The organism is Gilliamella sp. B3783 (assembly GCF_026536125.1).
Taxonomy (GTDB): Bacteria; Pseudomonadota; Gammaproteobacteria; order Enterobacterales; family Orbaceae; genus Gilliamella.
On record NZ_JAFNOU010000001.1, the window covers coordinates 115194 to 138873 of the forward strand.

At 32.3% G+C, this 23680-nt stretch carries 22 protein-coding genes; 8 read left to right on the plus strand and 14 right to left on the minus strand.

Annotated elements, in window-relative coordinates; genetic code table 11:
* Positions 1 to 269: 269 nt before the first annotated feature.
* The 4 genes from J3U59_RS00475 to rlmC form a co-directional block, all read right to left on the minus strand.
* A complete protein-coding gene (locus tag J3U59_RS00475) occupies positions 270 to 788 on the minus strand; it encodes a HugZ family protein (protein WP_267332814.1) in 519 nt (172 codons plus the stop codon).
* A gap of 56 nt (positions 789 to 844) precedes the next feature.
* A complete protein-coding gene (locus tag J3U59_RS00480) occupies positions 845 to 2521 on the minus strand; it encodes an ABC transporter ATP-binding protein/permease (protein WP_267332813.1) in 1677 nt (558 codons plus the stop codon).
* Positions 2522 to 2603: 82 nt separating this feature from the next.
* A complete protein-coding gene (locus J3U59_RS00485) occupies positions 2604 to 4799 on the minus strand; it encodes a TonB-dependent hemoglobin/transferrin/lactoferrin family receptor (RefSeq protein ID WP_267332812.1) in 2196 nt (731 codons plus the stop codon).
* Between the two features lie 338 nt (positions 4800 to 5137).
* Positions 5138 to 6295 (minus strand): 23S rRNA (uracil(747)-C(5))-methyltransferase RlmC, encoded by a 1158-nt coding sequence (rlmC, locus tag J3U59_RS00490; RefSeq protein ID WP_416379548.1) that lies wholly within the window; start codon positions 6293 to 6295, stop codon positions 5138 to 5140.
* A gap of 212 nt (positions 6296 to 6507) precedes the next feature.
* Here rlmC and map point away from each other — a divergent pair, with 212 nt between their 5' ends.
* A complete protein-coding gene (gene map / locus J3U59_RS00495) occupies positions 6508 to 7296 on the plus strand; it encodes a type I methionyl aminopeptidase (protein ID WP_065634177.1) in 789 nt (262 codons plus the stop codon).
* A gap of 205 nt (positions 7297 to 7501) precedes the next feature.
* On the opposite strand, the gene J3U59_RS00500 is transcribed toward map, so the two are convergent.
* On the minus strand, positions 7502 to 8371 hold the full coding sequence (locus J3U59_RS00500) for a co-chaperone YbbN (RefSeq protein WP_267332810.1): 870 nt from the start codon (positions 8369 to 8371) through the stop codon (positions 7502 to 7504).
* A gap of 26 nt (positions 8372 to 8397) precedes the next feature.
* Positions 8398 to 9168 carry an SDR family oxidoreductase gene (locus J3U59_RS00505; protein WP_267332809.1) on the minus strand — a complete coding sequence of 257 codons (771 nt, stop codon included), beginning with the start codon at positions 9166 to 9168 and terminating at the stop codon, positions 8398 to 8400.
* A 101-nt stretch (positions 9169 to 9269) separates the two neighbouring features.
* Between J3U59_RS00505 and J3U59_RS00510 the strand changes: the two genes are divergently transcribed.
* Together J3U59_RS00510 and J3U59_RS00515 are read left to right on the plus strand one after the other, a co-directional pair.
* The gene (locus tag J3U59_RS00510; RefSeq protein ID WP_267332808.1) at positions 9270 to 9962 is read left to right on the plus strand and encodes a 5'-methylthioadenosine/adenosylhomocysteine nucleosidase; all 693 of its coding nucleotides are present in this window, start codon (positions 9270 to 9272) and stop codon (positions 9960 to 9962) included.
* Entirely contained in the window at positions 9959 to 10582 is a 624-nt protein-coding gene (locus J3U59_RS00515; RefSeq protein ID WP_267332807.1) for a TRIC cation channel family protein, read from the plus strand. The genes J3U59_RS00510 and J3U59_RS00515 overlap by 4 nt, the downstream gene beginning before the upstream one ends.
* 25 nt (positions 10583 to 10607) lie before the next feature.
* On the opposite strand, the gene rnd is transcribed toward J3U59_RS00515, so the two are convergent.
* Entirely contained in the window at positions 10608 to 11699 is a 1092-nt protein-coding gene (gene rnd / locus J3U59_RS00520) for a ribonuclease D (RefSeq protein WP_267332806.1), read from the minus strand.
* Between the two features lie 19 nt (positions 11700 to 11718).
* Complete coding sequence (locus tag J3U59_RS00525; protein WP_267332805.1) at positions 11719 to 12867, minus strand: metallophosphoesterase; 1149 nt, start codon at positions 12865 to 12867, stop codon at positions 11719 to 11721.
* 32 nt (positions 12868 to 12899) lie between these two features.
* Between J3U59_RS00525 and cmoA the strand changes: the two genes are divergently transcribed.
* On the plus strand, positions 12900 to 13670 hold the full coding sequence (gene cmoA / locus J3U59_RS00530) for a carboxy-S-adenosyl-L-methionine synthase CmoA (protein ID WP_267332804.1): 771 nt from the start codon (positions 12900 to 12902) through the stop codon (positions 13668 to 13670).
* Positions 13671 to 13706: 36 nt separating this feature from the next.
* Positions 13707 to 14675 carry a tRNA 5-methoxyuridine(34)/uridine 5-oxyacetic acid(34) synthase CmoB gene (gene cmoB, locus J3U59_RS00535; RefSeq protein ID WP_267332803.1) on the plus strand — a complete coding sequence of 323 codons (969 nt, stop codon included), beginning with the start codon at positions 13707 to 13709 and terminating at the stop codon, positions 14673 to 14675.
* Between the two features lie 439 nt (positions 14676 to 15114).
* On the opposite strand, the gene J3U59_RS00540 is transcribed toward cmoB, so the two are convergent.
* Positions 15115 to 15537, minus strand: a complete 423-nt coding sequence (locus J3U59_RS00540) for a hypothetical protein (RefSeq protein WP_267332802.1) — start codon at positions 15535 to 15537, stop codon at positions 15115 to 15117.
* Positions 15538 to 16185: 648 nt separating this feature from the next.
* Entirely contained in the window at positions 16186 to 16566 is a 381-nt protein-coding gene (locus J3U59_RS00545; protein ID WP_267332801.1) for a helix-turn-helix transcriptional regulator, read from the minus strand.
* 1055 nt (positions 16567 to 17621) lie between these two features.
* Here J3U59_RS00545 and J3U59_RS00550 point away from each other — a divergent pair.
* Positions 17622 to 17831, plus strand: coding sequence for a hypothetical protein (locus J3U59_RS00550; protein WP_267332800.1), 210 nt, complete (start codon positions 17622 to 17624; stop codon positions 17829 to 17831).
* A gap of 5 nt (positions 17832 to 17836) precedes the next feature.
* Here the strand turns inward: J3U59_RS00550 and J3U59_RS00555 are convergent, their stop codons facing one another.
* From J3U59_RS00555 to J3U59_RS00565, 3 genes are all read right to left on the minus strand, one after another.
* Complete coding sequence (locus J3U59_RS00555; RefSeq protein WP_267332799.1) at positions 17837 to 18043, minus strand: hypothetical protein; 207 nt, start codon at positions 18041 to 18043, stop codon at positions 17837 to 17839.
* Between the two features lie 412 nt (positions 18044 to 18455).
* Entirely contained in the window at positions 18456 to 18896 is a 441-nt protein-coding gene (locus J3U59_RS00560; protein ID WP_267332798.1) for a hypothetical protein, read from the minus strand.
* A gap of 271 nt (positions 18897 to 19167) precedes the next feature.
* A complete protein-coding gene (locus tag J3U59_RS00565) occupies positions 19168 to 19860 on the minus strand; it encodes an HAD family hydrolase (RefSeq protein WP_267332797.1) in 693 nt (230 codons plus the stop codon).
* Between the two features lie 126 nt (positions 19861 to 19986).
* Between J3U59_RS00565 and J3U59_RS00570 the strand changes: the two genes are divergently transcribed.
* The gene (locus J3U59_RS00570) at positions 19987 to 20886 is read left to right on the plus strand and encodes a LysR family transcriptional regulator (protein WP_267332796.1); all 900 of its coding nucleotides are present in this window, start codon (positions 19987 to 19989) and stop codon (positions 20884 to 20886) included.
* A gap of 322 nt (positions 20887 to 21208) precedes the next feature.
* Here J3U59_RS00570 and J3U59_RS00575 read toward each other — a convergent pair whose 3' ends face one another.
* Positions 21209 to 21649 (minus strand): putative T6SS immunity periplasmic lipoprotein, encoded by a 441-nt coding sequence (locus J3U59_RS00575; RefSeq protein ID WP_267332795.1) that lies wholly within the window; start codon positions 21647 to 21649, stop codon positions 21209 to 21211.
* Positions 21650 to 22453: 804 nt separating this feature from the next.
* On the opposite strand from J3U59_RS00575, the gene J3U59_RS00580 reads away from it, so the two are divergent.
* Entirely contained in the window at positions 22454 to 23662 is a 1209-nt protein-coding gene (locus J3U59_RS00580) for an MFS transporter (protein ID WP_267332794.1), read from the plus strand.
* Positions 23663 to 23680: the final 18 nt, after the last annotated feature.

Below are 23680 nucleotides of genomic sequence, written 5' to 3' on the forward strand. Positions count from 1 at the left end.
TTTTTATTAATATCATATTAACACAATTTGCCTTATGCTAAATGCAATTTTGATATTATTAAAATCATTAAATAAGTTTTTATAGAGTTAGTCGGCAAAAATGGTAACATTGATTGAACAAAGTGCCGATTCCAATAATCAAACTGATAATGTAAAGATGTTGATAGATAGAAAATAAAATGCAACGTTATTATTTGTTTATAAATTGAGTAGACTTTATTAGCCTACTCAATTTTAACTATTTTTAAAACTGAACCCTGATTTTACTTTTATTGTTGTGCTTTTTGATTAGCAAGATAGCTTTCATCAACTGGCGTTATCGCTTTGGTTTGATGATCGTAAATAAATGTTCGACCAAAACCAATTACAACGCGACCCACTGTTGGTGTGATTTTGTATAAATTGAAATCATTCATTTCAGCCAACATATAAACCATTTTACTGACTCGCTTAGCCAAATTATCAATAATGTGTTCAAACACATCTGAACTTCTTTCTATGATCTTAGCTGTCGCTTGTGATGTTATACGCCTACGAGCATAAATGTTTTTAGTGTTTGTTTCATCCTCAATAATTAAAAACGATAGGTTAGGATTTGTTTTAATATTTTGACTATGAGGCGCCAAATTAGAGATCAGAATATAGTAATCATTCCCATCAAAAAAGTAAGGTGAATAGCTAGTTTCAATACCAGTATCTTTATTTATTGTTGATAATATCAAGGTTAAAACTGACTCATGCAAACTATTTAAAGTATTATGTACAAGATCATTTGTGGACTCAGCCATAGAAAAACTCCTTTTTTATTTTAATTTAATCTTCAAATTATGTTTACTGTCATGTGTTATAAAATCAATTGATAACAATTGGTAAAATAATTTGAGACATCTGTATGTGAAATAATAATAAAGCTACTTGAGGGTAACTTACGTTGTAATAATTGTAATAGTTGTTGTTCTGATTTTTTATCGAGGGCATTGGTTGTTTCGTCCATAAATATCCAATCAGGTTTTTGCATCAATATTCTGGCGATTACTAAGCGCTGCTTTTCACCACCAGATAGTTTGTTAAAATCACAATCAAGTAATTGATTTTCGATATTTTCTGACGAAAAACCAACTACTAATAAAAGTGCTTTAATATGTGTTAAATTTTTTTCGAGTAAAGGCTCGGGATAGCTAACTGCATGCGCTAATCCACCTATTGGAAAGTAAGGTGTCTGAGATAAAAAGAGTATTTTTGATGCGGGTAATTGCACTGTTCCTTCATAATAAGGATAAATGCCAGATAATATTTTTAACAGTGTCGATTTTCCCACTCCAGATACGCCAGACAAAATTACCGATTCACCTTGGTTTAGCTGAAATGTTGGGCATTTAAGTAAAACTTTGCCCTGCGGAGTTTTTATGATCAAATTGTTAATTTGCAGAGTATTTATCGTATCTTCAGGTTGATCGGATTGACGATGTATTTCCGTGACAGATTGCGTATATTTGACAAATTGACACAACCGGTGACTACAAGCAATCAGTTCAGCCAATTTATTATAATTAAAAATAAACCAAGATAAATTAACCACAACATTACTAAAAGTTTTGCTAATTTGCATCAATGAACCTAAACTGACTTTGCCAATCAAATAAATCGGTAATGCAAAAAAAGTGGGAATTTGAAGTACAGTCAAATTATAAGGTCTTGTGAAACAACCTAATCGTAATTGACGCTTAATTAATTGATACCAATTGTTTTTTATTTCATCGAAATACTGATTTAAAATTTGCTTTTCAACATTTTCACCTTTTAATAAAACAATAGGCTCTTTCGATTCTCGAAACCGCGTTAAAGCAAAACGATAATTTGCTTCTTTATGTTGTTGTTCAACTAAGAGTTTTTTTAAAGGTCTTCCTAACCAATGGGCAAGGCATGAGCAAAATAATACATACAACGGCGCTAACCAAATCAGATAATGAGAAATACTGATATTGATACCGCAAATACTAAAAGCTAATACAAAACTGTCGGTAATTTGCCATAACAAGACAAAATAAGAAAAAAGTCCTATTAACTGTGTAATAAATGAAAACCCTTCATTGGTTAATTTCTCAACAAATAACTGACAATCTTCAGCTATCCTTTGATCTGGATTATCAATTTTTTGTTGTTTGTTATTAAGATACCAATAAGCTCTATTATCAATCCAATAATCTAAAATCTTATTATTAAGTGTATTACGCCAAGTAATAGTCAAAACTTTTTTTAAATAATCAGCAATAAGATAAGTCATCGCCCCTAAAAAAGTTAATAAAATAAAAACCATTATTTGATTTAAAACACCCTGCATATCATACTTTTCTAATGCATTATAGAAGTTTTTATTCCAACCTATCATTTCGAGGCTGATTTTTATTAGAATAATATTCAAGCTAATGACAATAAATGCATAACCAAATCCCAACTTACCTTGTTTTGTATTGCAACATAACTTAATGAGCAAAAAAATATTTTTTAAGGTTTGCAACATCTTTACTCTCTATACTGCCTATTACTCATCAATATGATCAATTCTTTAAACAAAAATTGATCATTAATTAGATTTAAATTTTTTAGAAACTAACCGCTATATCAAAACCAAATGTTCGTCCCGGTGCGGTTTGCAATTCCAATGGATTGGTTGCTTTCACATTATCTTTCGGATCTTTATAATAAGTACTGAACATAGGCCATTTAAAATAACGTTTATCGAAAATATTTAAGACTGAGGCTCTTAACTTGATATGTTGATTAGGATGCCAATTAAAATAGGCATCATAAATGGCATACCCTTGAGGTTTAAATACGTCGCCTGCTGTCTCGTCATCTTTTGATACATGGCTAACCGCTTTAGAAAACGAACTCACAATCTCACTATCTAAGTTAAGATCGGGTTGATGCCATTTAATGCCAAGATTACCTTGTAAAGGCATCGCTTCGTTAAAGTAAGATTTTTTCTCGCCAGGTGAAGATTGCTTTTTACCATACTGGTATGAGGCCGAAGCGTTCAAAGACCAATTCTCTAGAAAATGCCACTCAGCAGATGACTCTATCCCCCACATATTAACGTTAGATAAATTTTTGTAGGTATAATCTTTAGGCCCAACCTGAATAAAGTTTTTAATATAATTACTATAATTGGCTTTAAATAGACCAAAACTAAACCAGCCTTCAGAAAAATCACCGCGTAACCCCGTCTCATACGATTTTACTTTTTCGGGTTTTAAATTAGGATTAGGAATCAAATTCATTGAAGCCGAAGGTAATGAGGTATATAGCTGTTGCGCCGTTGGCATTTTAAAACCTTCGGCATAACGTGCATAAATTGAATATTGATCAGTAATGGAAAAAAGTGTACCGAGTTGTGGGATTAAACGATGTGAAGTCAATTTACGAGGCTCTTTGTCTTTAATCACCACATAGTAATCATCAATATTGGGTTTGATTTCATAAGTGGCATAACGTAACCCCGGTTTGATTTTAAAGCGCTCTGTAATTAAATGAAATTCATCTTGAAGATAGATGTCTGCTCGACGAGTTTTTGCATTGGCAAAGTTAAATCCGCCACCAATTGTTTTTACACCATTTTTAGTGCTCTCATTACGATAATGGCTGCGGGTTATATCACCTTGAAAACCATATACTAAATCATGCGCTGTATCTAAAAAATCAAAGCTAGAATTTAATTGTAAATCAAACTGTAAAAACTTCTCTTTATAATCATTAGTAGTATAAGTATAGATAGGTTTATTTTTCTTATCTCTCTGTTCACGGTGAGATTTTAAATATCGCTCTTGGGGTGAATAAGAAATCACTGTTTTTATTTGATCAACAAAATTTACCGAAGGTGACCACGTATCATCAATGGCATAATGTTTTCGTGTTTGTATTTGAGTGCGCTTATAGTCGCCATTAAAGGTTCCCGAAGATTGCAAACCATAATCATACAGCTGTTTTACATAAGAGTTTGAACGAAAATGTTCAAAAGTTAATTTTGTTTCGCGGTTATCATTATGGAAAACCAACTTAGATAACAGGTTTTCTGCTTTAGCATCTAATGGATTAAGTTTATTACATCCGATGGCTTCATCCCCTCTTGGGCACCCCCAAATTCCCCCATTAGCTTTAGCTTTTCTTAACTTAGATTCTTGATAATCACGCCGACTAAAACTTAGTAAAGCTTCTAAATTTGGCATTAATTCGAAAGCAAGCATACCCGTTTTAGTATTTTGTTTATTTAAACTATCATAAGCACCATTAATTTGCACTGCATAAGGCTTATTCTGCAATAAATCACTTGGATCTAATGTTTTAAAGGCAACCACACCACCCAGTGCGTCCGCTCCCCATAATACAGAGCCCGGACCACGAACAATTTCAACCGCTTTTATTGTTGATAAATCGATAAAATTACGGTTGCCATCTTGTAACCCTTCTATGACTCTCGCACCATCAACTTGCATTTGTATGCGGTTACCTGTCATTCCTCGTATTCTAATTCCACCTAAATTACCAAAAGGATCAGTCCCCGAGGTTTGTCTGCTAACAGTAACGCCGGGAAGATAGCGAACTACATCTTCCATTGTTGACATTTGATGATCTTCGATATTTTTTTTATTAATCACATCAACCGTTTCGGGAATGGCCAATTTTGCTTTCTTTTGTCGACTAGCGGTTACCGTAATGGTATCTAAATCATCATTTTCAGCATAAACCTGAAATGTCATTGAAGCAGCCAAAATAGTTAACAATACTTTATTTACTTTCATCCTGTTTTAAAAAACCTATCCATATGAACTATATTAACTATTGCTCCAATATTTGATAATTATCATTTTTTATTTTTTAATCTAACAAATTTAATTAAAATTATCAATGATAATAATTACCATTTACATATGATAATGATTATCATGTTGACGATATATAAATTATATTCAATCAAATTAATAGGTTATATAAAAACGCTTTGTGCTTAATAAAATAGAAGTAGTCGTGCAATAAAAATGGTAATTTGTATAACGTTCATAAAAGTGATGAAAAATAATTACCATTAATAATGCGTGGTTAATAGCATAAAGAAAATTGAGAACTGGCTATGGGGAAACTAATCTTTTTTTTGTAATAAGACTAATATTTCCATATGAGAGGTATGTGGAAACATATCAAATAATTGAGTTTTTAAGATCTTATAGTTAGATAATTCATTTAAATCATCTACTAATGACGTCAAATGACAACTCGAATATAAAATGTAATTTGGCTCAACCTGTTCTAAATATTGCATAAGCGTTTTACCTGCCCCACGTCGAGGAGGATTGAGTAACACTAAGTCAGGAATATCGTGCTGATTAATGGCATATTGAGTTGCATCGAGTGATTTAAAAGTTAAATGTTTAAACCCAAGTTTTTGAGCAGATTTATTGGCACATTCAATTGCATCACTGCTGATTTCAATCCCTGTTAACTTAATGGCATTACAGATAGTATGATCAATATTTGTCACACAACTTAACCCAAAACCACCTACCCCACAAAAAAGGTCCCAAATAGAGTTAATTGGTAAATGAGTGACCCAGTCACTTGCGGTTTTATATAAATTTTCTGCAATATAGGTATTAGTTTGAAAAAAACTTTTCGATTTGATATAGAGTTCAATATTATTTAATTTTATTGGTAAATATGGATTTTCAGTAATAACCAATTCTTGTTCACCTTCTAAAATTGCGGCATGATTAGGTTGAATATTAATTGATACTACGTGTAAATTTTGTATGTAATTTTGTAACTGACTGATTGTGTTTTTAATTTGTTCAACAAATTTTGAGGATCTTAGGACAAATCGCAACATATAACTGTTTTGATTATTACTAGCACTTTCAGTAATAATAATAAATTTCAATTCACCTTTTCGTTTATTAATATTATAGGGAACTATTCCTTGTTTACGAATATAGCTACGTACAATTTTAAGAATGCTTTGCATGCTATCACTGTAAAGTGGACAATCACATAAATCAACAGCTTGTCCCTGGTGTTGTATGCCTAAGATTGGTTTTTCAACTGTTCCAAGTACTGCCATTTTTGCTTTATTACGAAACCCTTTTTGTTCACTGGCAAAAGGCGCTTTTAATTCTAACGGTTGGAAAGGTGTTAATTGTTTAATCAATTGTTGTTGTTTTTCATCGAGTTGTGTTTGATAAGGTCGTTCAATCCATGGACACGATAAACACTTTTTTTGCTGATAATAGCGACATTGCATGATGATAAAACCTATTTTTCTAATGTATATTTTATTGATAATTTTTTATGAGTGATAATTTCTATTCAATTTTATACTAAAACATCAGCTTACCTTAATTTTTTTACCAAACATTTCAACATTTTTCGATTCATTGTAAATATACTAATAGCTATGATTTGACGAAATACCGGTATATGATAGGATAATGCCGTTAATATTATAGGAACGAATTAATGTCTATCAAGTTAAAAACTCCCGATGAAATCGAAAAAATGCGTATAGCTGGTAAACTTGCCGCTGAAGTATTAGAAATAGTTGAACCTTATGTTAAACCCGGTATAAGTACAGGTGAACTTGACCAAATTTGTTATGAGCATATTGTTAATGTTCAAAAAGCAATTCCTGCCAATATTGGTTATTGTGGCTATAAACATACTAGTTGTATTTCAATCAATGATGTAGTTTGTCATGGCATTCCAAGTTTCGAAAAAAAAATTAAGGATGGTGATATTCTTAACATTGATGTCACTGTTATTAAAGATGGTTATCATGGCGATACTTCACGAATGTATATTGCGGGTAAACCAACAATTGCCGGTGAAAAATTATGTCAAGTCACTCAAGAAAGCTTATATGAAGCAATAAAAATTATTAAGCCTGGTATTCGTTTAAAAGAAATTGGTAAAACGATTCAAAAATATGTTGAAAAATTCGGTTTTTCATCAGTTAGAGAATATTGTGGTCATGGTATTGGTAATGTCTATCATGATGAACCACAGGTATTACATTATGATGCTGACGATGGCGGAGTGATTTTAAAACCGGGAATGACTTTCACTATCGAGCCAATGGTTAATACCGGCGATTGGCGTACTCGCACAATGAAAGATGGTTGGACAGTTAAAACAAAAGATCATGGTCTTTCTGCACAATATGAACATACTATTTTAGTCACCGATAACGGCGTTGAAGTGTTAACCTTACGCAAAGATGAAAACTTTCCTCGCATTATTGAACACTAAATAAAAAAGATTCAACAATGATACAGTTGTTGAATCTTTCATTACTTATTATTTTTAGCAAACCACCATTTTTTATTCGCTATCTATTGTTTAACTAACCAATACCAAACAATTCACTTTATTAGTTAGTTATACTGTTAATGATTAAAGTCAATAAAACAATAGATAGCAATAAATATTGATCTTTTTCGATACACTTTATCTATCAATATAATAATGTATAAAGTTTACGTCGATAAGCACTTGCCAGAGGATTACTGGTACCAAGAGCCGCTAATAGATCCAGCAATGTTTTTTTCACTTGCCCATCTCCAGCATTGAGATCTTTGGTCAGCGGTTGATATAATAATTCTAACGCTTCTTCATGACGCCCTACCTGCATTAATTGAGAAGACAATTGAATCATTAATTCTATATTATCGGGATGTTGAGCTAATTGCGCTTGCAACAATTGTAATTCAGGTGAATTAGCTGCTTGTTCGAGTAGTTCTATTTCTGCTTGTAAACCATGAAAAGTGGAATCCTGATCTTGCAATGGAATGGTACTAAGTACCTCTTTTGCTTCACTTAATTGTTTGAGTTCTATTTGCGATTTAGCAAGCATTAGTGCAATATCAGATCTTGGCTTACCTAGATGATCGGTCAAGGCTTTCCAAGCTTGTCTTAACAAAGGTAAAGCTTGTTCGTATTTAGCTTCATTAAATAATGATTGTGCTTCGATTAATTTTAATTCATCTTCATTTGGTAATACTTTAGCTAAAAAATCCCTTATCACTTGCTCTGATTGCGGCCCTTGAAAACCATCTACAGGTTGGCCGTTTTGGAATAGATACACAGTTGGTATTGCTCTTAAACCAAATTGAGCCGCCAACATTTGCTGTTCATCACAATTGACACTTGCTAATATAAATTGCCCATTAAATTCGTTTGCTAATTTTGTTAGTGTTTGTGTCATTGTTTCGTGTTCTGGACTTCGTGCAGACCAAAAGTAAAACAATACCGGTGATAGCGATGACTTTTCAATAATTGCTTGAATATTGTGTTCATTCACATCAAAAATAAATTGGTTTTGCATAAATGTTTCCTAAATTTTTCGGCTTATTATTTATTAGATAAAATTTTATCCATTAATCTATCGGGAAGCAAACGTTTAGCGATAGCAGCAAGTTTAGTGACTTTTGTTACCCTGTAACGAATTTTTGGCTTATTACTCTCTAATGCATGATATAAATAAGGTAATACCGCTTCAGGAAGAAGCGTAAATCGTTTAGCAATAGGTGGATTTTCTATAGTATTATTCTTTTCAGTTTGATTAACATTACTGGAAAAATAGGTTTTTAAGGGACCTGGTTCAATTAAACAAACTTTAATATTGGTTTTATATAATTCTAATCTTAATACGTCTGACCATGCTTCTAACGCATATTTGCTTGCAGAATAAGCCCCCCGACCAGGGGTTGCTACGATGCCCACAATAGAGCTTGTTTGAATAATTCGGCCTTCATTTTGTTCAAGCATTGCAGGAAGCAGTAATTGGGTTAACTGGTGAACACCAAAAAAATTGGTTGAAAATTGAGCTTCTAATTGCTCACGATTAATGGTATTTAACCGACCATAAACACCAAAACCTGCATTATTAAATAATGCATATAATTTACCATCAGTTAATGTTAACACCTCTTTTGCTGCCTGTTTAACTGATTCAGGGTTATCTAAATCAAGTAATACTGTTTCAAACCCTTGCTCAATAAGTTTTTTCTGGTCAGACGCTTTACGACACGATGCAATAACGCGATATCCACGTTTTTTTAAAGCAATCGCTGAAATCAAACCAATACCACTAGAACAACCGGTAATAAATATTGTTCGCAAATTTGGTCACTCCTTTGTAATGATATATTGTCAAGTTAATCCTCTGCAATTATGATAGCACATCTAAATTTAAGTGAGTTAATCAAAGCTAAGAGGATTAAATGAAAATCGCGATTATTGCCGCAATGGAAGAAGAAGTTGCTATATTAAAAACTAAAATCAATCACTATCGTGTAGAAAACCATTTAGGATGTGATTTTCATTTAGGTCAAATTGCCGGTTGTGACATTGTATTGCTCCAATCCGGTATCGGTAAAGTTGCAGCAGCATCGGGCACAACATTATTATTGAATAATTACAACGTCGATGCCGTTATTAATACGGGTTCAGCAGGAGGATTATCATCTAAACTTAATATTGGCGATATTGTTGTGTCACAGGATGTTTTTTATCACGATGTTGATTTAACTGCTTTTGGATACCTACCAGGACAAATGTCTGGCTGCCCTGCCACCTTTGAATCTGCTGAAAAATATCAATTACTTGCTGAAAACTGCATAAAAAAACATGGCGTCAATGCAATTGTAGGTTCGATTGGTAGTGGCGATGCATTTATTAATGGTAAAAACCATTTAGATAGAATAAAACAAACCTTTCCTGATGCAATTGCTGTTGAAATGGAAGCTGCAGCAATTGGTCATGTATGTTGGCTTTTTAAGGTGCCGTTTGTTGTGGTGCGAGCAATTTCCGATAATGGTGATAATGAATCAGCAATTGATTTTCAATCATTTTTAAAACTTGCTTCTGCACAGTCATCGTTGATTGTAGAATCAATGTTGAGTGAACTTGCGTGAGTTACCTTTTTTGGTTTGACCTTTTAGGCACTATTGTATTTGCTATTTCTGGCGTATTGTTAGCCGCAAAAAAAGAGATGGATCCAATTGGTGCACTTGTTTTAGCTGTTATTACCGCTATTGGCGGTGGAACTATTCGAGATATGGTGTTAAATCATGGACCGATTTTTTGGATAACTGACTCAACAGATTTATATGTTGCTATTATCGCCTCACTAATAACCATGTTGTTGTTACGTTATTCATCAACCCTAACTATTCCTAAATGGTTATTTTCGGTATTAGATGCAATTGGTCTTGCCGTATTTGTCGGTATTGGGGTAAACAAAGCTATTGACTCTCAAGTCAATAGCCTAATTGCAGTATGTATGGGCGTTATGACCGGTGTTGGTGGTGGAATTATACGAGATGTACTTGCCAGAGATATTCCTATGGTTTTTAGAACCGATATCTACGCAACTGCCTGCATAATCGGTGGAACAACACATGTCATTGCTTATAACGCACTTAATTTGCCGTTAGAGATATCCACCCTGCTCGGTATTTCAGTGACACTTATTATTCGCCTATTAGCGATTTATCGTAATTTAACACTACCTATAGTTGGATTAAAAAAATAATCGCCATCACAATACTCTTGAATTTTTACTGCTCATTCGCGATATATTTTTCAAATAAAGGCTTTCGCCAACCAGCTAAAATATCAGGTAAAGCATCGGTTTTATCTATTTGCCATTTAACATACTGATTGATTAATCGTCTTGATAATAACAAATCTTGATTCAACCCAGTATGCTCAGCAATATCTTGTGCTGCTTGTTTTAATTTATCTGCAATATATTTGTAGTTAGGGTAAGAGTTCACTCGACGAATAGGTGGAATGTCTGGAATAGGCTCTAATAAAATAGCTAAAATAGCCTGTCCATATAACCGTATTTCCTTGCCATTCATACCTAATTTATCAAGTTCAGCCAAGGAACTTGGCGAATAACGCGCTATTTTAAATAGTGTTTCTTCATTCACGACAAAATTTAAAGCGATATCGTTTTGTTTAGCGGTATTATAACGATAACGTGCGAGTTTATATAATTGACCTAAACTTTTGCCCTTTAGTTGCCAACTGTTTTTAATATTAAGATAAGCATCATCTGGATTAATGATTTCGCACTTACGCTTAATTACGGTTTGGCATTCTTGATAAGCTGCCGTTAGATAACCTTGTTTCGTTAATTGCGTTTTAAGTAAATTCATCAAAGGGAATAGATACAAAACATCATTAATAGCATAATTACATTGCTTTTCAGTTAATGGACGTTTTAACCAGTCTGTACGCGTTTCACTTTTATCTAATTCAACATTTAAATATTTGTTAACTAAGCTGGCATAACCACTGCTTATTGGATTATCTAAAAACGAAGCGAATATTTGGCTATCAATAATTGGCGTTGGCAAGCAACCAAAAAAGTGTAAAAAGACTTCAATATCTTCACTGCAAGAATGAAAATATTTTTCAATAGTAGGATTATTTAAGATAGCTAAAAAAGCCTGCCAATCAGTAATTGCTAGCGGATCAATCAGGGCAGCATATTCACCATTAAACACTTGCAACAATCCTAAATGAGGATAAAAAGTCCGAGTGCGCACAAATTCTGTATCCAAAGCAATTGCATTGCTATTGGCAATTTTTACGCAGTATTGATTTAACTGCGCATTATTGGTAATAAATTGATATGGCAAAGTCTGTTTCCTAATTAGTTTAGTTAGTGCTTGATGCTGGTTGTTTAGCAAAATCGATATCGATAACTGCGATTTCAGAACGCGTCATTAAACGAATTGGCGGTCCCCAAAGACCATAACCACTACTCACAATACTAACAAAAGGTTTCTCATTATCTTGATAGATGCCGTGGGCATTTTTATACATTGCCGCAACGAGCAAATTAATAGGAAACACTTGTCCACCATGAGTATGACCTGAAATCATTAAATCCACCCCTAACGAAGCAGGTTCAACTAAATCTTTCGGTTGATGATCCAATAAAATAACTGGGCTTTGCGTATCAGTAAACATCATCAAGTCAGATAAAGAAGCCCGTTTTACATCATATAACGCAGATGAAAAATCATCGCGCCCAACCAGGTTAATACCGACATCATCCAGATAAACTATATCATCTTTTAACACTTTCATATTCGCTTGTTGAAAGGCATTAATGATATCTTGTTCACGATTATTCGGTTCCTTTGTACCTAAATATTCGTGATTACCGAAAATGATATATGTACCATATTTTGATTTTAATTGCTGAAATTGTTTATAAAAATCTTGCTCAATAAATGGTTTTAAACGTTTATCTAACGTATCACCAGTAATAACAATAAAATCGGCATTCAAACTATTCACTTTATCAACCATTTGTTGAATCATTCTATGCGTAGTTAATTCATTGATATGAATATCTGTAAGCTGAACAATACGTAAATGATCAACATTAGCCGGTTTATTAATTTTAACTTGATAATTAACAATTTTAGATTCGAAAGCCATCTCATGGCCATAACAAAATAGTGCGAGAACACAAATGATATAGATAATTTTGGTCGCTAAATTGGGACTAAATTTATTTTTAATAAGTTTATGCACAATATCAAACAATAAAGTGACAAAAATAGCGCAGATAATTAAACCGAAAGTAACATTCGCCAATAAAGGCAGCCAATATGTAGACAAACTATCAAATATCTTAGAAAGTACTATAGATAAACTCGCGATACCAACAAAAAACCAATAAGCAATTTGATATACACCACGTGGATGACATTTAAACCAAAATTGCCAACGTTTGCCTAAATAGATAGCGATCAGAATGCTAACAACTATGGCAATAAGCGCAATAAAACTCATAATTACCCGAACAATTGAACCTAAAAAATGGTATGATAACAGAATTAATTTCTATAGTACCAATAACTTTTATGGATATCAAAAAAGACCAATTATTTTCGACACCCATTGATAAATTAGGCGATTGGACATTTGACGAAAAGGTTGCAGAAGTTTTTCCTGATATGGTGCAACGTTCGGTTCCTGGTTATTCTAATATTATCTCAATGATTGGCATGTTAGCAGAAAGATTCGTTCAACCAAATTCAACAGTTTATGATTTGGGGTGCTCTTTAGGTGCGGCTACTCTTTCTATTCGACGTAATATCAATCATGCTAATTGTCGTATTATTGCAGTAGATAATTCCGAACCCATGGTTGAACGTTGTAAACGACACATCGAAGCATACAAAGCTAAAGTTCCTGTTGAAGTCATCTGTGATGATATTTGCAATATTAGTATGCAAAATGCATCAATGGTGGTACTTAATTTTACCTTACAATTTTTAACCCCAGACAATCGTCAACGTGTTTTAAATAATATCTATCAAGCATTAAAACCTAATGGTATTTTGGTCCTTTCTGAAAAATTTAGTTTTAGTGATCCAACTATTGATGAATTACTGTTCAATATGCATCATGACTTTAAACGTGCGAATGGCTATAGCGAACTTGAAATTAGTCAAAAACGAAACATGTTAGAAAATGTGATGCTGACCGATTCGATCAAAACACATAAAAAACGCTTATCTCAGGCAGGGTTTAATCATATAGACACTTGGTTCCAGTGTTTTAATTTTGGATCTATTATCGCAATCAAATAATGTATAAATGCAAACACAGATAACAAGGAATAACACATGATCGACTTTGGTGATTTTTACCAGATAATCGCAAAAAGTAAACTGAGTCGTTGGCTTGAGGTTTTACCGGCACAACTAGCCAATTGGCAAAAACAAAACATTGATAATCGCTTTAATCAATGGCTCAACAGTATTAAGCATCTACCGTCTATCACGCCTTATCAAATTGATTTATTGCATAGTGTCACAGCAAAAACCGAACAACCGCTAACTAATGGCGAACAATTACGGATTACGCAGTTATTAAAAACCATGATGCCTTGGCGTAAAGGACCTTTTAATTTGTATGATATTTATATTGATACCGAGTGGCGTTCAGATTGGAAATGGCAACGATTAATCAATCATATTGATACCTTAGAAGGTAAAACAGTTTTAGATGTTGGCTGTAATAGTGGTTATCATTTATGGCGTATGATTGGTGCTGGAGCCAAATTGGCTGTGGGCATTGATCCAATGGCGCTTTATTTATGCCAATTTGAAGCAATCCGTAAATTATTAGGTAATGACCAGCGAGCCCACCTATTACCACTAGGTATTGAAGAGTTACCCAAACTCAATGCTTTTGATACCGTATTTTCAATGGGCGTTTTATATCATCGCCGTTCCCCGCTTGATCATCTCTATCAATTAAAAGATCAGCTGATTAAGGGTGGACAATTAGTATTAGAGACACTGGTCATTGATGGTGAGCTGCATCAAGCGCTAATGCCCGGTGAACGTTATGCTCAGATGCGTAATGTTTATTTTATTCCATCAGTACCCACCATGATTAACTGGCTCAATAAATGTGGTTTTACCGAAGTTAAGCTTGTTGATCTTTCGACTACTAGCTTGGATGAACAACGTAAAACAGAATGGATGACATCTGATTCACTGGCTGATTTTTTAGATCCCAATGACATAACCAAAACCGTAGAAGGCTATCCTGCCCCAATGCGGGCAGTATTTATTGCTAAAAACTAGTCTACAAACCAATAATAGACACAAATAGTGATGATGAGTGTTAATCAAAATGTCTCTTTAAAATGACTAATTAATTGACAATGACTAACAATTGGCACAATAAATGATTCGCAATAATGCGGTAATAGTCATTGCCTGACTGCGATCTTTTGCCTTACCCAGCAGTAATAGATGAATATTGTGAATGATATTACAATACATGATTTATAACTTGAAAAATGAGTTTTTGATGAGCAGTTAGTCAATCTTTATTTAAACATATTAACGATGTAGATTTGGCGAAAACCAATACGCTAGTAGCCAGTTTGGGCTTTTATGTGGAATAGGAAGTGGTATCAATAAATACGTTATGTTTGGATAAGACTTTTACAAAATATGGGCATTATTTTATTAAAGCTTATCCAATAGCGATTAGCTAACGCATTCTTAACTAAAAATATTACTGACAAATTTCTTTAATCGATAGCGTAGCTGGTACGTTACGATCATCAGAATACTGAAAACGAAATAAAAAACGAATATCATAAAAACTCAAGACATTGACAACATCTTGCTTATTACAAAATTCATCTTTAAGCTGAACTCTAAAATAATCAGAAAGATCCTGTACGGGTAGGGTTTGGCTATCTGCGGGAATTTTATACTCAAATATAATGTTATTACTATTTGCGCTAATATTGGTTAATTCGGTACCATCTGCCGTCTTATATGGAAACTTACCGTTTTCACCTAAAATCGATTTTTTTGCACTATTCACAATAGCCGAACTTACTTTAGATACTGGCGGTAATTCATCGCAATAAGCTGATGAAAACATCAATAATCCAATCAATATCGCTGCTGATTTCGCTAATTTTTTCATTGTGCTATCCCTTATTGTATTATTTAATCTTACCCGATAAAAAATGCTCATTCACTATTTTGAGTAAGTACTCTAGTAACTGCTGATAATTATCAAATATTTATTGATTAATATATTTGATGGTTATCTTACACAAAATTTTTTATAAAAAAAGAGTATTTAATTAAGTTAGTACATTTTTATTGTGCAATTGATCTTAATAAGATAGGTAGTGATAGACATTTTCTCAAATCAATTATTTTTAGTTTATCAATATATTCAATACATTAAATATAAAGCATAGCTAAACGTTCATCTTTATCAAGCTGAAATAAGACTGGCAAAGTTACATCAAATAACACTCAACGGCTATTATTAATCCATTCCATTATAACGACGCTATTACCATAAAAATAAAGAATAAGTTAAAACAAAATAGATAGCTAGTCCAAGTTAAACGAATTAGATTATTTGCTTTATTTAAGTGATTCATAACATTCAACTCATCTAACATCAATTAAATAAAAAACAAATTTGAAATTGACTAGCTAGCAAAAGAATTAAATATGGTGGGCATCTAATAATGTCATGTTATCAAAAAAATTAGTTTATCCATGAATTGGGATGTTTTATTTTAAAAAGAGATGATTATTTAATAGCTTTTATTCACTATTCATTATTTACATCACCCATTTTGATAAGTGCCCTTTTCAATTCATTATACTCTTGCGGTGTAATGTCCCCCTTTTCTTTGAAGGTTATTAGTCGCTCTAGTTTATCTAAAATTTTATCATATATAACCACTGCTTTATCCGTATCTACGTGATTAAAATCACCTTGGCCATGTGCCAACCATTGTAATGATGCACCTGTTTCGTCCATACATTTAACGACTAAATCAGAAGGAAACAAATCTCGTTTATAGCGAATGGATAAGCTTGCTGCAGATGTCCCCAAATAATTGCTATATTCAACTTTGGATCGAAAACCATAAGCTTCAATGATTCTATCTAATACTTTAGCTCCACCAGAATTAAAATTAATACTCATAATAAATTAAGCTCAGATAAAAATAATTAAAAAAACATTAAACTTAAACTAAAAGAATTTTATATTTAGTTTAACCTTGTAAGTTAAATTAAAACACAACCATAAATTACAATTAGCTAGGAATAATGCACCATGATGACATCAATTTCAATCTCTATTTCAGCGAGTTATATTACGATTGACAAACTTGTTTGGATATAGACATGAATGCTGATTAGGCAAAATACATCCGTGAAAAAAAAGATTCACGAACAAGCCGAATAGAAAATAACCTTAAGCTACATGACTGAGTTTATCCATAAAAGTCTTTAAAGTATATAATCCTTTACTTAACTTACTCAAGGATCCTTTATGAGTCATAACATATATTTAAGCACTAAATTATGGAATAAGCCAACATTAATTTTTTTACAAATTAATAAACTTAACCTTAAAACTGGGTATAAAATTCTGAGTAGTTAATTTTTCGAACAAAATTATTAAAAACGTTTTTTATAATGCTCCGTTTTACTGACATATCATATATCATCATAATATGCTTGTTTTAAAAAAAATACGATATTTTTATCCATTAATTAATCATTTCAAAAAGTAAAGCAATTCTAAAAATGCAAATTTAACTCACTTTATTTTTTCTAATAAAAATGTTTAATAAAAAATAATTGGAAACCGTTAGCATTATAACTAATTAAAAGATATATAACTTTAATAAAATTAAACGATCTTTTCACACATTTAATTTAACCAAACATCGACTTTTTTAAATTTATCGGGATAGCAAAAATAAAAAATTAACGGTATAGTGTAAATGCAGATTAGTCTAGGTTAAAAGCCAAATAATGGTTTTTTTAAAGGTCTGTTCTGAAAGTGATTTTTAAAACAACATTAGTAAAACCGATCCAAATGTATCGTTAATGTTAGCTAAAATGACATTTTGTTAAATAACCAGAAAAATTTATAACATTCTGATTAATCAATAATATTATCAACTAACAGTTGGTCGGAAAGGTAATTATTATTAACTGTATAGAAATGCAGTAAAAGGGTAATAAATAATGGATGAGTTAGAAAAAATAAAAACAATTGAACGGGCTGAATTACTTTCAAGAGTTATTACTGAAAATTTGAATTTAAGGGAACGGGATAAAGACATAGCGCTGTTTTGGTTTCGTGATTTGCTAGAGCCATTAAAACAACAAATATTAAACGAGCAAGCAAATAATCGAAAAGGTAACACAAATTGGTTACCTTTTGATGAAACGTAAAACAATTATTTTTTATTTGGATGAGGATCTTTCACAGAATCACCTTGACCTGACATCACATACCAACCATTTTTGCTATGCGGTTTTTTATTATAATCAGGGCAAGGTGGTAAAGATTTCTTACTTTGGTTTGAATAAATATAACCACAGTCGGCACACTTATAAGTGCCAGCTGAAACATCACTACCGTATGCAGCAAATTTTTGTACCATAATAAGCTTCTCCAGTAAGGTTATGTTAGCGATAAGCACATTACTTATCAGTACTATATAAACGCGGTTTCAATAAAAAATCAAGCTTGGTATTAACTTTATTTTGTTTCATTCGTTTGGCTATCAAAAGCAAAATAGTGATATAAAAATGTAATCTATTAAAAATAATAAAATTAATCTGATTTGCAAGCATTATTAATTCATGATAAATTTTTTGAACTAATTAAATGACAACAATTTTGATAGTAAAATTGGAATTAGTTTGCTCAAAGGTAGGTTAACCTGTAGTCTATTTTTATCAACTGATTTCTTAACAACCTTTAATTAACAAAATTACTAAATAGTGTTAGCTGATAAACAATCACAAAACTGGATTATTAAACATAAAAGATCGTCTCGATCTTAATACCATTTATATATTTAAACGACGTAAGCATTCAAACTCAATTTTTTCTCTATGATTGTTTAGGCTATCTTCTGGATAAATGGTTTCAAAGACATTAACCATTTTAAATTTATTCTGTGAATAATACTCAATACTTTTATGAACAGTTCTTATTCCACCATGAGCTATTTTTAACTGTTTAGGTTTATCATAAAAAGTTTTTAAATCAAAGGGGTGTGAATCTGTTTCTGTTTTCCATAAAAGTTGGCCACCTTCTAACAGATAATGAATATTGCCCTTTTCGGTTTTAACTTCACCATAATCCTCAAAAGCGCCATTTCGCCATTTAGCAGACTTTAGATTCGAAACACAAGACCAACTACCAATAAGCATTTGTTCGGTGACTTTATTTTCACTGCATCCAAACATGACTAAACACACTAGTCCAATAATTATATTTTTATTCATATCATTCCATTACCTATAAATTGAGTATTAATAGTAGGTGATTTAACAATAAGGATCAATTAAAAAGACGAACAAAATTCTTTTATCTCAAAATAAAACAAAAAAACAAATAAAAAAATCATAAATAGAAGCATATAAAGTAAAAATGCGAACCTGCTTAGGATAATCAATTAATGAAAATTGGTCTATTCTAATAAAGATATCAACCGGTGACTTAACAATTTGTTCCATCGTCTACTCAAATTTAGCGAATTTATTCAAGGTTATTATTCTATCCAACCAATATTCGATGCGCATTACCAAAATCAATAATTGCGCATCCATTAGGTTGAATAATCACCTCTATAAGCGAAAAATCGGCAATCGTAAATTTTGCCCCTAAAGTCATTAGCGATTCATGGCCAACACCGACACAAAATGTTCCTGCTGCCACAGCAGATTTAACGCCACTGATTGAATCTTCAAAGACCATTGCCTGTTTTGCTGTAATATTAAGATACTTGATAGCCTTTAGATAAGGGTCTGGATAAGGTTTACCTCGAGTGACGCTGTCACGATCAATAATGACCGAAATACACTCCTTCACTTTCAATAAATTCATGATCGAATTGACTTTTTCTAGCCAACCGCTGGTAACGATGGCAACTTTAACGCCGGCTTTATGTAATGCCGTGATGAATTTAGCAACGCCAGCAATTGGTTTGTAAATAGCAGTGTTTTCAACATAAATAATATGGGCCTGAACTTTTTGTTGATCAGTAATAGACAAATCTCCAAATAGCGTCGCAATCGTATGTCGACCAGGTTGACCATGAATATGTTTAACCATATCTGTGTCACTAATAGTTCGACCATACATGTGTGCAGCTTCACGCCACGCTCGTTCAATTGCCTCATTCGAATCAATCAATACCCCATCCATATCAAACAATACCGCAGTAATTTTAGTAAGAGTTTCACGCATAATTTTTTCCTTATCTTTTATCTTACACAAGTCAAAACAACCCATATCTGTTATCCTGACTAAATAACGCCTATCATAGATTTGATTTTAGACTCTGTATAATTCCAATTTTTTAGGATTCAATAAATGCAAGGAATAGATTTAAGATTATTACGTGCTTTTGTAAAACTTGTTGAAACCGGTAATTACGGTTTGGCAGCAAAAGCGTTATTTATTACCCAGCCGGCTTTATCCAAACAAATACAAGCGTTAGAATCTTTAACTGGCGGTCAACTTTTTTTTCGAGGTCGGCAAGGTGCAACCGCGACTACTTTTGGTGGTCAACTCTATGCTCAAGCAAAGTCGATTCTACAATCACATGACAATTTTCTTACTTATGCCAAACAGATAAATAAAAAGTATCAACAAACCTTATCAATTGGGTTTAGTCTATCTACCTATCAAAAAATACCATTATGGGTTGATCAATTTGTCAAACAAAGACCTGATTGCCAAGTTACGCTCAATCAGCTTCCTTCAAGTGTTCAAATTAATATGCTATTAGAAGGATCCCTACAAATCGGATTTTTACGGATGCCTTTTACTAATCAACTAAGTTCACAGCTTATTGCCCACGAAAAACTTGCCCTAGCCATTCCCTCTAGTAGCCCTATCGATTGGCATAACTTATCGGCAATTTTAAAGCACTATCCTTTATATCAACTCGATAAAGATCGCTTTCCATGTCTGGCAGAACAAACCGAACAATTTTTGATACAAAATCAACTTCAAACTAATAAAATATTAATAAATGGTGATTTGACAACACTATTAGCGTTAGTTGCTGGCGGCAATGCTATTGCCTTTATGCCACAAAGTATGAAGCAATTTTTGCCAAGGAACGTAAAACTCATCATTCCTAAACAAAAAACAGTACATTGGGACATAGCAATGGCCTGGAATGACAAAGTAATGTGTGATTTTCGAAATATTTTTATTGATGTAGTGAATAAAGATAGCGGTAAAATACAGGGTAATCATTGCTAGTTTTGTTTTTTATCCCCACTAAAGCGCGACTCAAACTCAGCAATCATTTAGGTCAAATTATTATGCTAATATGGGAACTGATCGCAAATGTATTAGCTTGTTAGTTTGAATAATTATTGGATAAATTAATAGCGATCGATGGTATGAATAATTTATGGGATTTTGCCTGATAGCTAATCATTCATAAAAAAATGGGTATATGAACATTCATAATTAACTAATAATGGTGATGTCATTTTATTTTATCTATAATCACGTAACCTATCTATTAAATGTACAAATTTTATATAAAACCTGTTAAAAAATTAAATATTGACTGAATTTATTCAGTTTTAGTTTCATCAGGATCATTTGGCCATAATATTTTCAAATTACCATCAGCCTTCTTTTTTAACCGAAAACTAGCAATCCATGGTTTATCCTCATTATTTTTGAGGTTGGTTGAAACAAAATCAATTGAATAATCCACATCGACTTGAAAAGGATAATCAAAGCGTAAACATTCACCTGCTTTAGCTTGATAAATTGAACCATGATCTTCCTGTTCCCAAATATACCCAATATGCGTTACAAAAATACTGCTAGATGAAATATTAAACACATCAGTTGAACGCGCTTTTTCTTTTGGTATGTTGATGCAAACTTTTTGATTTTGATCTAATTTAACTTCAGCGGTGTTGACTTTATAGGTACAAAAAAAACAGCCGGTTAATAACAAAACAATGGTAATAAAAAATAACGGACGGATTAGATTTAATTTCATTTTGTTATTCCATATAGTGCAGACATGGTTATTTAGTCGCCACATTATCCAATAACCTTATTTTTTAATCAATCAGCTATTCAAAAAACAATGTATAACAATCTTATACATGCCATAAAGTTGAATAAATCATTCATCTTGAAATTAAACTATCTGCGCTTTATGCTTACAAAGCATAACAATAATTAATTTTAAAAATGAGATGAATAATCCGGTCATTTTAGATTGATTGTTTGAAAGACCTAACTGAACTTTTTTTAAAAACTTTGTTCTGAATAAACGGGTAATAAAAAAAGAGATTGAGCATAAAGCAAGTAATTTAATTTATTCACTGTTCATAAATACATTTTCAATTACCATTTTAATAGCACAATCATCATTTTTTGTTATTTTACAAGACAATTATCTAGATGAAAATTTACATTGTTTTATTTAAATAACCACGCCTTTTAATCATCAATCCTTGCATAAAAATAGTCGACTTTGCTTATCCCTATTATTCAAAAACAGAAATCAATTAGACTGTTTGATTTTATACGATCAAACTAAGTTTTATAGCTAACATATTGTTATACTGATTAATATTTATAATAAAAGCACTTAAGCAACACGTTTTAAACTGACTTTTCAACTCTGATAGTTTTTTACTATCACAAAATAAGTATTTCCATATTTTACACTTGTTATCCTATGCTTATTGCCAAAAACAGTGATAGTAAATCTAAGGTTTAGATCGTTTTACTTTCGACCTAAACCTTCAGTACACATCAATCACAATATTGTTTAATAAGGAACTTTAGCCGTATGAATTCAAGGATGACATCCACTCAACGATTATCAAATAAAATGAGCATTATTATATCTGCACTTCTTATTATGCTTTTGGTTGGCTCTGTTTATATTACTCAACTTATTTTTCAGGAGATATCGATAAACTTTAACATTGAGATTTTAGATGCGAGATTAGTTTTTAGCTTATCATGTTTTTTTTATGCATTAGCCTTTTTTATCTATGGGCCATTATCAGATAAACTATCCACACGTCTGTTAGTGACATTTGGCAGTCTTGGCACAGTACTTTGCCTATGCATTGCCAATATAGTAACGTCATTTAATCTATATCTTAGTGTAATGTCATTAATTGGCTTTTTTGCCGCCTCAGTACCGGCTGCTTTATTTGCTTACACAGCCAAAAATACAGACAACGCAAAATTATCACAAGCAATGGGGATGTTAATTTCGGCCTCAATTGTAGGAATGATATTCAGCCGTAGTTTAGCAGCCATGTTAACCGATATCTATTCTTGGAAAGTTGCTTTTGGGGTTTATGCTTGCCTGATTTTAATTGTCACTATTTTTATTCCATCTGCGATCAAACCCACTTTAAACAACACGGCTAAAATCAGCATCATTGAAACTTATCAACACGCATCAAAACTGCTGTTTAATCGAACTGTCATTATTTTCTTATTGGTTGGATTTTTGCTCTTTTTTGTTTATTTAGGGTTGTCTTCATTGCTCACTTTTTATTTGAAAGGTTCACCATTTTATCTAACCTCAACAGAACTTGGTTGGTTAAATTTTGCAGGAATCAGCGCAATAATTGGTTCGATCATTACGGGAAAATTGGCACAGATTATCAATAAAAACAATTTACTCATCTTATTACTTTTATGCGTAAGTGCTTCAATTACGATCATTGGTTTTGGTACCAACATATTAATGATTAGTTTAGGTATTTTTTGTCTATTTATGTTTGTGTTTGGAATTCAACCCATTGTCATGGCTATGCTTAATCAAATTGTACCACTCGACTTACGAGGCGCGGTATCGTCTTTATATTTACTTGCATGCCTTATTGGTGGCAGTTTAGGCACTTATTTATTAGGAAGCATTTATCAACAATTAAATTGGCCTAATTTAATTGTGGCTATCTTAATTTTAACCATACTTAATGTTGCTTTAGCTTTACTTGGTATTAAATTAATCAAAATTAAACAAAGCAATACTTAAACAATAGGCGAACATATA